We start from the raw sequence: 10823 nt of genomic DNA, 5'->3' as shown, positions 1-10823 counted from the left end.
GCTCTATAAACGTCATGATCACTGCAGGTTCTTTAAGCTCCGTTGAGAGCTGTTTTTCAAAATCAGCGATACTTTGATTTTCTTCCAAATCACGTACCATGACTAGATACAATGAAATACCTGTTTTAGCTTTTAGTTCCGTACCGATTGCATTGATTTGTTCAGAAAATTGAGGATTTTTAACAACATCATCTTTATATAAATATTCAGCATGAAGAGTGAGTGAGAATAAAAGGGTGAGGGCCGCGAGCCCTCGTGAGAGTAACAAAAGCTACCCTTAACCGACGTACAGGTGATTCGGTGTAATAACCGCCCACAACGTTACCGCTGCAGAAACCACTAATGCTATTGTAATGAGTTTATCCATGATACTTGCCATACTAAACCCCTTATTTTACATCAACACGATGTGCAGCATTTTCTGTGCTGAACATCTTGATGTCTTTTTCATTTTCAACTTGGTAATAGTTCGCTGCACTACCTTGTTGCACACCCAATCCCCAAACAGTTAAACCTGCTAGGATAGAGAGCAACAATACAGTCGCGATCAACATACCGGTGATGCCGTCTAATGCAAAAATACTACGATTTTCCATTTTGGCTCTCCTTATTTACTAAGATCGGTGACATAAGCACCAAGCGCTTTAACTTGAGTCTCTGTCAAGTTATTGAATGCAGGCATTGCACCGATTGAACCTTTTTTACCATGTTTAAGAACATTGGCAACCAAAGTCGGATTGAACTCAGCAACGCTTGGTCCAACCATATCAATACCTTTACCGTCAGGTCCATGACATGCAGCACATGTTCCAGCGAATACGTCAGCACCTTCAGCACCTTTCATTCCGCCCGCAACATACTTAGCTACCGCATTGATCTCAGCATCGCTAATCAATGCACCCGTGTTAGCATTCAACAAACCGTTACGATCCGGCATCGGCATTTCCATACCGAGAAGTTGATTGTTAGAACCGTTAGTGATAACACCTTTAACCGTTGCTTCTTCCAAACGTACATTAAGATTAGCGGCTTTGCCTTCGATACCATCTGCTTGTAAACCGTGACACGGTGCACATTGAACGATAAATACCGATTCACCCATCGCTGTTAGGGTTGCTTCATCCATGTTAGCATGTTCAGCTTCGAATTTCGCGTCATGAGCCGCTACTTCTTCGTTATATTCACCGATTTGTGAATACGCATTAACCGGATATCCTGCAAGGAAATACCAGATTGCCCAAATAGTGAGACCTAGGAAAATAATTGCCCATCCAAAAGGAAGTTCATTTTTATATTCTCCGATTCCGTCCCAATTTTCATCCGCAAGTTTACCACTTGCACGGTCGTTTTGCATTTGTCGAACATATTTGGTTACAACAAATGTGGTTACGATAACGAGAACAACTGCACCAAGAACGGCGAGTTTATTAACCCAGTCACCTTCACCACCCATACCGCCGGCCATTCCGACAGCGACATAGGTAAAGCCAAGCATAGCAATTGTAACTATGATAGCAGCAAGTACTGTCTTATTCATTTATGCCTCCTACTTTTTTATCATCGTTTTTTGAGATAGTTTCGATCGGTTGATCGGTAATCTCATCATGGAGCGCGATATTTCCGTACTTTTCATAATCGCGCTTCCCTTTCCATTGCGAGCTGTAGAGATGGTAGATGTACGAATACAACACCACCACCAAAAACGCAACGAAGAAAAAGTAAGCATACGCTTGAATCGTACCGATATCCACCCTTAATCCCTTATTTTAAACTGTTAAGATAAGCGATCATTGCTACGATTTCAGGGATTTGACCCGCTGCAACCGCATCTTTAACATCTTGATCTTTCATATCTGCTGCAATCACTTTAGCTTCTTCGAGCGCTGCCGCTTTCGCTTCATCCAATGTTGCTGCCAATGCTACCGTTGCTTTTGTGCCATCAGCGAGAGGAATCTCTGCATTATAAGGTGTATTGAACACTTTATTTACGGTTACTTGTTCTGCATACGCAGTGTCAATATCCGCTGCATTCTTGAACATCCATCGATATGCCGGCATGATTGAACCTGGAACTACAGCTGCAGGATCTTTCATGTGGTTTTCGTGCCAGTCTGTTGTACGGTAGTTCCCTACACGCATCAAGTCAGGACCCGTACGTTTTGAACCCCAAAGGAATGGACGGTCATACGCATATTCACCACTCAAGCTGTAGTGACCGTAACGATCAGTTTCAGATTTAAACGGACGAATCAATTGAGAGTGACATCCCATACAGTTGTTTTTAATATAAACATGACGACCAGCAAGTTCTAACGTGCTGTAAGGTTTTGTCCCTACAGTCGGTTGAGACGCTTGCGCAAAGTTTGGCAAAATCTCAATGAGACCAGCAAACGCGATTGTTAAGAATACTGCTACCGCGAAAAAGAACGGGTGTTTTTCTAACCAGTGAAACATTTTCCCCTCCTTATTAAGCGCCCATAGGCGATGCGTTTTGAAGTTCACTCTCTTCAACACGGCGAGAGCTTGTCATTGTTTTGTACATATTGTACGCGAACAAGAACATACCTACGAGGTACAATGTACCACCAACAGCACGAATAGTGTAATACGGATGCAATACAGTAACTGTATCGATGAATGAGTAAGCTAAGTTACCGAATTCATCATGCGCACGCCACATCATACCTTGTGTAATACCTGCAATCCACATAGATGTGAAATACAAAACAACACCGAGAGTTTGGATCCAAAATTGTGTGTTCATCAACGATTTAGAATAAATCTCACGTTTGAATACACGTGGAGCCATGTGGAACAATGCAGCCATAATCATGAATGCAACCCAACCAAGAACACCGTCATGTACGTGACCAACGATCCAGTCTGTAAAGTGAGCCAAAGCATTAACTGATTTGATCGCTTGAATCGGACCTTCAAGGGTTGAGAACATATAGAATGTAGACGCAAGGATCATAAATTTGATCAATGGGCTAGATGCTACTTGTTGCCATTCACCCTTCATAGTCAAGAGCATATTGATAGCTGAACCCCATGATGGGAGAATCAATACAACCGAGAATACAGAACCCATAGTTTGCATCCAATCAGGAACAGTAGAATAGATCAAGTGGTGTCCGCCTGCCCAAAGGTAAACAAACATCAATCCCCAAAACGCAAGAAGAGACAATTTATAAGAATAAACAGCTTGCCCTGATTCTTTTGGAAGGAAGTAATAGATCATCGCTACGATAGGTACGGTAAATCCGAACGCAACCGCATTGTGACCATACCACCATTGTACCAACGCATCATTTGTACCAGAGTACATTGAAACAGAGTGATACCATGCACCGATTCCGCCAGAAGCAAAATACGTTGGAATTTCCATATTGTTAAAAAGATACAACATAGCGATACCCAAGAAAGTAGCAATGTAATACCAAATAGAGATATAAAGCGATTTTTCACGGCGAATACCGATCAAACCAAAAATTGACATACCCCAAATAACCCATACCACAACAACTGCGATATCAATCGGCCATTCAAAATCAGCATATTCTTTACCGGTAGAGATACCAAGTAACAATGAACCGACTACTGCAACAACTACCAATAAATAGACAGCAAAGTGCAATTTAGCAAGGAACATCAAGAATTTTGATTCCGCCATTGATACTTTCAATACACGTTGCCCCACATAATACCAAGTAGCCCAGATACCACTAAGGGTAAAACCAAAGATAACTGAGTCAGTGTGTAACGGACGAAGACGACTAAAATTGGTATATTCTGCCAATCCTTCTCCCGCCATCAAATTCACAGCAGGAAACGCCATTTGCCACGCCAAAATAACGCCGACAAGCATCCCGACAATACCGAGAACAACAGTTGTAAGCATAAACCACTTTGCAACCGTGTAATCATACTCCAATGGACGATTCTCCATTTACGACCTCCTTAAAGATTCAAAGCATAAGAGCCTATTAGGGCACCTCTGACATCACAAAATTTTTTATGAAATCAAAGATGCCCTTAACACTTTTGTAACAAAAGTAGGCTATTAGACACTCTAATAATAGCAATCAGAGTATTTAAGAAATCTTAAATTATTAAACATTCTTAACACTTTTGTAACAAAGTGATTATTTTAAGCATATATAAAGTATTTGGGGTAAAAAAGTAACACTTAAGAAATGACTTAGCGTCAGATCAGAGGGAATAACCCTCTAAATCTCATTAACGTTGGAGGAGTTGGAGAAATTCACCGAAAATGTATCGGCTCTCTTTAGGACCTGGGCTTGATTCTGGATGGTGCTGTACTGAAAAGACATGTCCGCTGTTATAGCGAAGCCCTTCGATTGTATTATCAAAAAGATTAATATGTGTAACCGTTGCGATCTCGCGCACCGATTCAGGGACATTATAGTTATGGTTTTGTGCCGTAATCTCTACCATCCCCGTTTGAACATTTTTCACCGGATGATTCCCGCCGTGATGGCCGAATTTGAGTTTATGGGTATCGTATCCGTGCGATATAGAGAGGAGCTGGTGTCCCAAACAAATACCAAATAGCGGAATACGGCGAGCTATAAGTTTTTTAATCTCATCTTGTTCTTTTTTCAGCACCAACGGATCTCCCGGACCATTAGAGAGGAAAACACCATCTATCTCTTTAGCGTCATATCGACTAATCAACTCATCCGCACTAAAGCTGTTTGGCAATACTTCTACTTCAAGCCCTGCTTCGGTGAGTTCGTTAAGGATATTACGTTTTACGCCGAAATCGATCGCGGCAATGCGAGCTTTCGGTGCAGGTGCATCGTTATAACGGAAGTTAAACGGATCATAAATTCCATTACGGTGAGTATAAGCCGTTTTGGTACTTACCTCTTCAATATAATTGATCTCTTCGATACGTGGAGAGCTCTCTAACATTTTTTTGAGTTCTTCTTTATCCGAAACCTTTGTCGAAGCAATCATCATCATCGCCCCCTCAGTTCGGAGCATTTTGGTAATAAAACGGGTATCGATATCACAAATACCGATTACTCCGTGTTTTTCCAAAAATGTGTGCAAAGCCTCTTCGGCTCGGAAAGAGGAGTGCTCACTTTGATACTGGCGAACCAAGATCCCTTTACAGTGAGCAGATGAACTCTCCATGTCTTCGCTATTGACTCCGACGTTTCCGATCTCTGGCATCGTAAATGTCACAAACTGACCAGCATACGATGGATCAGTGATAATCTCTTGGTACCCGCTCATTGAGGTATTGAAAACGATCTCACCTACCGCTGTCGAATCGGCACCAAAACTTTTTGCACTGAGGTAAGTACCGTTTTCGAGATAAATCCAAACATCACGCATTATGCCATCCCCCGTCTAACCAACTCATCTCTATAAAGTTTTTCATATACGATTTCGTACTCATCGGTTCCCGGAATAAGATTACGTTTATAGCTTTTCAGTTTCTGAAATACTGCGGATTCAATTTCACTTGAGTCGGCAATGGAACCAGTAATCGCATCGTAAATAATATTTTTAATACGGTTTTCACTCACATCGTAGTTAATCAAATCTTCTTCGTACAATACATCCAAAATCTGGTGTGCGATATCGGAATAACGATCTTCATACGACAAAACCACACCGAATTCCGGTGCTAATTTCTTTTTGATCATAAAAAAGAGTTGTCGCTCGTCCGCTAAATAAAAATCAATTTGTTCTTCATTCGCATTAACAATTTCTTTAACCTTCTCTTCCAATGCGATCTCTTTTTTAATATTGGTAGTCAAAACCTTTTCGGCTTCTTTAGCAGTGCCTTCGATCCCTTTAGTCATAGTAACTAAACCGCTGCGACTAAGATCGACAGCAATGCGTGTCGCGATATGGGGTACGTGTGTCAGTGAAACCTTCATTGCCAGCCCTGAGTGAAATTTTCTGCATTTTAGCCTAAAATACCTCTAAAATCGCTTAGAGGAAAAAGGAGATTATTTAGGAGGTTGTGGTAACTTCCGCATTTTATCAGTAATTTCTGACCCTTTTTTCGGATCCATTTTACCCAAAATCTGTCCTACAATTTTACTGTTAAGGGTAATCAAAATTTCAGATGCCTCCGAAGACGGCATCTCTGAGAGGATCCCAGCCGCGGCTGCAGGTTTCATTTTTAAAAAGGCTTGAGAAACTTTATCCGATTTGAGCTGCTTCATTTCATCTAAAACTTTTTTATTTTCATCCAACATTTTTTTAATCGATGCCTCTTTGGCTTTAATCTCAGCTAATTTTTGATCGACTTTGGTATCTTTTCCTTGTACCATTGCCTCTTTCTTGCGTAAAAGCTCTTCGGTGGCACGTTTCAGCGAATCGAGCGATTGTTTCTGCTCATCAATCCGTTCCAACTCTACCAATAGTTCATTTTTTCGATCTTCAAATATTTTAGTACATTCATACGATTTTGTTGCAGGTGCAGCATAAAGCCCTGTAATCACTATAAATAGTAATATCCAGATAATTTTCATAGTACCTCTCTTTTGTACGTCATTGTACCGATTTCATCAAGCATTTTAGCTTCTTGATCTTTAAGTTGTTTGAGCTGTGCATTCATCTCTTGGACTTCTAAATATTTGAATTTCTCGAAATCAATCATAGCTGCTTTAAAACGCTCACGCATTTGTACTTGCTTCTCCTGCGCTATTTGCAATGCTTGCTGATAGCTTTCAATACTTTGATGTTGTGCATGAATCATAGCGGTTGCCTGAGTAAATTCTCCAACAGAACCTTTTGTCGGTAAACTCATTCGAGAAAGTTCTTCGTAAGCATGGTTGAGTTTGTCTGAAGCGGAAGAGAGGGTATTATTCGCACCGATAAGGGCACGTTCAGCAGTGTCAAGACTCTTTTTTTTGAGTTTGACTAAAGGGGCATAACGAGATTTGCCCATACGTGCTCCTTGTAATAATTATAATGTTATAGTATCGTTTCGATCCGGTGACGTAGAGATCATACCGATTTTAGTTTGCGTCAACTCTTCGATGGCTCGGAGATACTCTTGGGCCGTTGCTGGAAGGTCTTCGAAACGGCGAACTCCCTCGGTTTTATCCCAACCTGCAAACGTTTTATAAATCGGTTTGACGTTTTCAAGATCAAGCGGCATATAATCGATCACTTCACCGTTCACTTCATACGCAACACACACTTGAACTTCATCGAAACCGTCTAATACATCGAGTTTCATGATGGAAAGATCATCACATCCGTTCAAACGGCTCGCATAGCGACATGCTACCGCGTCAAACCAGCCGCAACGACGCGGACGACCCGTAGTGGTTCCAAACTCATGCCCTTGTTTACGTAAACGCGCTCCGATATCACCGTGATCTTCACTCGGGAAAGGGCCATTTCCGACACGTGTACAATACGCTTTGACGATCCCCGTCACTTTTCCGATGTCTTTAGGATTAACCCCAAGACCCGTACACGCACCCGCTGAAATGGTTGATGAACTCGTAACGTACGGATAAGTTCCGTGATCGATATCGAGCATCGTCCCCTGCGCACCCTCTAGGAGGATTTTTTTATCCTCATCCATCAATTTCCACGCCATCTGCGTCGTGTTTGCCAAAAACGGTACCAACGCTTCTGAAAAGGTTGTCAATTCAACAGTTAATTCTTCTTTGGTTGGTAAAGCAATTTCCAACGCTTGGAAGATTGCACTGTTTTGCTCGAAATACTCCATGACTCGATTCGTCAAGGTAACCACATTACGAAGTTCACCGAGGCGGAATCCCGCACGGGCGATTTTTTCGCTGTAAGCAGGCCCGATACCACGACCCGTCGTACCAATCGCTTTTTCACCGCGAAGTTTCTCTTTGGCTTGGTCGATCAGGGTGTGAAACGTCAAGATCATGTGCGCCGACTCAGAGACAAACAAACGTCCGAGAAGATTATCAAACTGTTTCATCTCTTTGATCAACGCTTCAGGAGAGACAACCACACCGTTACCGATAATATTGATCGCTTTTGGGTTCAAAATCCCTGATGGAATCAAATGAAGTGCATGGGTTTTACCATCAACGACGATGGTATGTCCGGCATTATGTCCCCCCTGATAACGGGCAACACAATCATATTTTTGCGCGAGCAAATCGACGATTTTCCCTTTTCCTTCGTCTCCCCACTGGATACCGACAATCAAATCTGCTTTCATAAATAATCCTACTTTAGTTTATTGGTGTAATGCGTCAATCAACGCATCGGTGTAAATGGCGAATCCGACGGAAACCGTCTCGTCGCTTTTATAGCGTCCGCCCATTGCATAGACTTCATTAGCCTCGATAACACGGAAAAAAAGCTCATCATAATAGAGCATTTTAGCGTAATACAAAGGGGCGATGACCACATTCGGATATTCCAACCCTTCGCAGAGCTCTTTGATTTTTAAAAGCTCCGGTTTGATCGCATCGGGGACGATCTCGGCAACGGCATCAATTTCATCGGCGTGTTGCATGTAAACCAATCGAGTAAGCCAATCGATCTTCAAGGACAAAAATTTCTCGATGTTCACATGACGAAAATCATCCAAGTTCAAATCCAACATCTCGGTAAGGAGTCGTGGAATATTAATATTGGATATTTGCAATAACGGCTTCATCTCCAACACGTTTAAAATCCGCGTTGCTTGGGTAAGGGCAACTGAGAGGTTGGGCTCATCAATGATCTCAACCCCGATTTGATACTGCTCATCGGCGGGATAACGGTACACCGGCTGAATATAGAACCATTTTTTGTGTTCCGTATTACCGCCGAGGCGTTTGTTGATGATACGGACGACATCGATCGTCGAATCAGCACGGAGGCTGATCGGATGATTTTCACTGTCATTAACTCGGATCAATTCACGCTGATCGCAAACGCTCATGTGCTGATGATATGAAAACAGTGGTGTAATGATCTCTTCAAATCCAGCATCGCTCAAAAGTGTGCTCGCTTTGGTTTCGATGAGTCGTTTAGTCTTTGCCGTGGCAGCAAAATAAAGCTTGGAACCCTCAGGGATTTCGTGTTCAAATACCATCGTGTTAGAGTCCGAAGTAGACGGTGTTAAACACGCGGTTAGCGGTTCCGTCATACGTACGGCGTCCCATTTTATCGAGAGCCAATTCCACCGCGTTGGCTGCCCAAGCCGCTTCATACGGAGCGATAAGCCCCATGTGGTTGATACGGAAAATCGAATCTTTGATGTGATCTTGTCCGCCCGCGACATTCACATCGAATGCTTTGAGAGTTGAGCGGATTTGTTTCGCTTCCGCGTCCCCTACCGTCGTCATCGAATCGGCTGGATTGGTCGGGTAAATAGAGAGACCGATTGCCACCATCGCTTCGCGGGTTGCTTGCGCACGGCGCGCCGTATCGGCGTAGAGTTTGTCCAAACCGCCTTCGGCTTTGATACGGTTCAAAACAGACTCTAATCCGATGGTAATCGTCGTTGCCGCCGTCCATGCCGTCGTGTTTTTGCGCTGATTTTTAATCTCGGTAACGAGGTTGAAATAATACCCTTTGCCGCTTCCCATTTTTTCAATCGCCGCATTGGAGAGACCCATGATCGCAAGCCCTGGAGGGAGCATCAATGCTTTTTGGCTCCCTGAAATCAAACAGTCGATATTGGTGACGTCGATTTTCTCAACACCCACCGCCGTGATACCATCAGCAATCACCATAATAGCTGGGTTATGTGCTTTAACTGCCGCTGCGATCGCTTCAACACTGTGGCGCAATCCGCCCGCACTTTCACAGATTTGAATCGCAATCGCATCGATATCAGGGTTAGCGTTCAATGCCGTTTGGACTTCCTCTACGGTTGCCGGAGTGTCCCATTCGTGTTTAATTTCAACGTTTGCGATCCCATGAGCTACGGCGATTTTGCCGAAACGCTCACCGAATTTTCCCGAATTGATCGAGAGAAGTTTAGAATGTGCGAGATTGATCACTGCCCCCTCCATCGCTCCTGTGCCCGATGACGCAAGCATCAATACTTCATCCATCCCAAGAAGTTCAAATAACAATGTGCGAGTTCGTTCAAAAATCGCTTCAAATTCCGGCGTACGGTGGTGCAGTGTCTCGCCTGCCATCGCAACACGGACAGATTCAGGAACAGGGGTAGGGCCTGGAGTAAATAATAACATTCAAAAATTCCTTTTTAAGGATTACAAAATGCCGACATTATAGCTAAAGGGAAGTTAGGGGAGGTTTAAGGGGCAAAGCTATGGTACAATTGCACACAAAAAAGAGCTTTTTATGACATTATTTGACGCATTGATCCTCGGAGCCCTCGAAGGAGTCACCGAATTTCTCCCGATCTCCTCTACTGGGCATCTCATCCTCGCTTCACAGCTTTTAGGGTTAGAACAAACCGCTGCCCACAAAGCATTTGAAGTCTCCATCCAACTCGGAAGTATCCTCGCCGTCTTATTCCTGTATGCCAAGCGGCTGATGCAGGACAAAATGTTGTGGCTTAAAATCGGTGTCGCTTTTCTCCCCGCAGGAATCTTAGGCTTTTTGTTTTACAAACAGATCAAAGCCCTCTTCGGCGTGGAAACAGTAAGCATTATGCTCATCGCGGGAGGAATCGTGTTCTTACTTTTTGAATATCTTCGACGAGATAAGCCCATCGACGCGGGAAAAGATATCAGCGAGCTAAGTTTCAAAGAGGCCTTTACCATCGGGGTGTTTCAAAGTCTCTCGATGATCCCCGGAACCAGCCGCTCCGGAGCCACCCTCATCGGTGGATTGATTATAGGACTTAGCCGTAAAAGTGCGGCGGAGTTTTCGTT

At 43.2% G+C, this 10823-nt stretch carries 13 protein-coding genes and 1 pseudogene; 1 reads left to right on the top strand and 13 read right to left on the bottom strand.

The window, feature by feature from the left end; all coding sequences use genetic code 11:
• From WA010_RS02395 to WA010_RS02335, 13 genes and pseudogenes are all read right to left on the bottom strand, one after another.
• Positions 1–268, bottom strand: a pseudogene (locus WA010_RS02395) (3-dehydroquinate dehydratase); the annotation flags it as partial.
• Positions 269–389: 121 nt separating this feature from the next.
• Positions 390–596, bottom strand: a complete 207-nt coding sequence (locus WA010_RS02390; protein WP_422555580.1) for a DUF4006 family protein — start codon at positions 594–596, stop codon at positions 390–392.
• 11 nt (positions 597–607) lie between these two features.
• Positions 608–1537 (bottom strand): c-type cytochrome, encoded by a 930-nt coding sequence (locus WA010_RS02385; RefSeq protein WP_422555579.1) that lies wholly within the window; start codon positions 1535–1537, stop codon positions 608–610.
• Positions 1530–1751 (bottom strand): cytochrome c oxidase, cbb3-type, CcoQ subunit, encoded by a 222-nt coding sequence (locus WA010_RS02380; protein WP_422555578.1) that lies wholly within the window; start codon positions 1749–1751, stop codon positions 1530–1532. The genes WA010_RS02385 and WA010_RS02380 overlap by 8 nt, the downstream gene beginning before the upstream one ends.
• Before the next feature lie 10 nt (positions 1752–1761).
• Positions 1762–2454: a cytochrome-c oxidase, cbb3-type subunit II gene (gene ccoO, locus WA010_RS02375; RefSeq protein ID WP_422555577.1), complete on the bottom strand. Its 693-nt coding sequence runs from the start codon at positions 2452–2454 to the stop codon at positions 1762–1764.
• Between the two features lie 13 nt (positions 2455–2467).
• Positions 2468–3949 carry a cytochrome-c oxidase, cbb3-type subunit I gene (gene ccoN, locus WA010_RS02370; RefSeq protein ID WP_422555576.1) on the bottom strand — a complete coding sequence of 494 codons (1482 nt, stop codon included), beginning with the start codon at positions 3947–3949 and terminating at the stop codon, positions 2468–2470.
• 290 nt (positions 3950–4239) lie between these two features.
• A complete protein-coding gene (gene carA / locus WA010_RS02365) occupies positions 4240–5367 on the bottom strand; it encodes a glutamine-hydrolyzing carbamoyl-phosphate synthase small subunit (RefSeq protein WP_422555575.1) in 1128 nt (375 codons plus the stop codon).
• Positions 5367–5918 carry a DUF507 family protein gene (locus tag WA010_RS02360; RefSeq protein WP_422555574.1) on the bottom strand — a complete coding sequence of 184 codons (552 nt, stop codon included), beginning with the start codon at positions 5916–5918 and terminating at the stop codon, positions 5367–5369. Before WA010_RS02360 ends, carA begins: the two co-directional genes overlap by 1 nt.
• A 72-nt stretch (positions 5919–5990) precedes the next feature.
• Positions 5991–6518, bottom strand: a complete 528-nt coding sequence (locus WA010_RS02355) for a MotE family protein (protein WP_422555573.1) — start codon at positions 6516–6518, stop codon at positions 5991–5993.
• Positions 6515–6937 (bottom strand): flagellar export protein FliJ, encoded by a 423-nt coding sequence (locus WA010_RS02350; protein ID WP_422555572.1) that lies wholly within the window; start codon positions 6935–6937, stop codon positions 6515–6517. The genes WA010_RS02355 and WA010_RS02350 overlap by 4 nt, the downstream gene beginning before the upstream one ends.
• Positions 6938–6955: 18 nt before the next feature.
• Positions 6956–8203 (bottom strand): adenylosuccinate synthase, encoded by a 1248-nt coding sequence (locus tag WA010_RS02345; RefSeq protein WP_422555571.1) that lies wholly within the window; start codon positions 8201–8203, stop codon positions 6956–6958.
• Positions 8204–8221: 18 nt separating this feature from the next.
• The gene (locus tag WA010_RS02340) at positions 8222–9067 is read right to left on the bottom strand and encodes an ATP phosphoribosyltransferase regulatory subunit (protein WP_422555570.1); all 846 of its coding nucleotides are present in this window, start codon (positions 9065–9067) and stop codon (positions 8222–8224) included.
• 4 nt (positions 9068–9071) lie between these two features.
• Positions 9072–10175 (bottom strand): pyridoxal-phosphate-dependent aminotransferase family protein, encoded by a 1104-nt coding sequence (locus WA010_RS02335; protein WP_422555569.1) that lies wholly within the window; start codon positions 10173–10175, stop codon positions 9072–9074.
• Positions 10176–10287: 112 nt separating this feature from the next.
• Between WA010_RS02335 and WA010_RS02330 the strand changes: the two genes are divergently transcribed.
• Positions 10288–10823 (top strand): undecaprenyl-diphosphate phosphatase (locus WA010_RS02330; RefSeq protein ID WP_422555568.1); only part of this gene is annotated, 536 nt, incomplete at its 3' end.

Origin of the sequence: Sulfuricurvum sp. (genome assembly GCF_049305995.1) — a bacterium.
Taxonomy (GTDB): Bacteria; Campylobacterota; Campylobacteria; order Campylobacterales; family Sulfurimonadaceae; genus Sulfuricurvum.
This window is presented reverse-complemented; position numbering and strand designations above follow the sequence as displayed.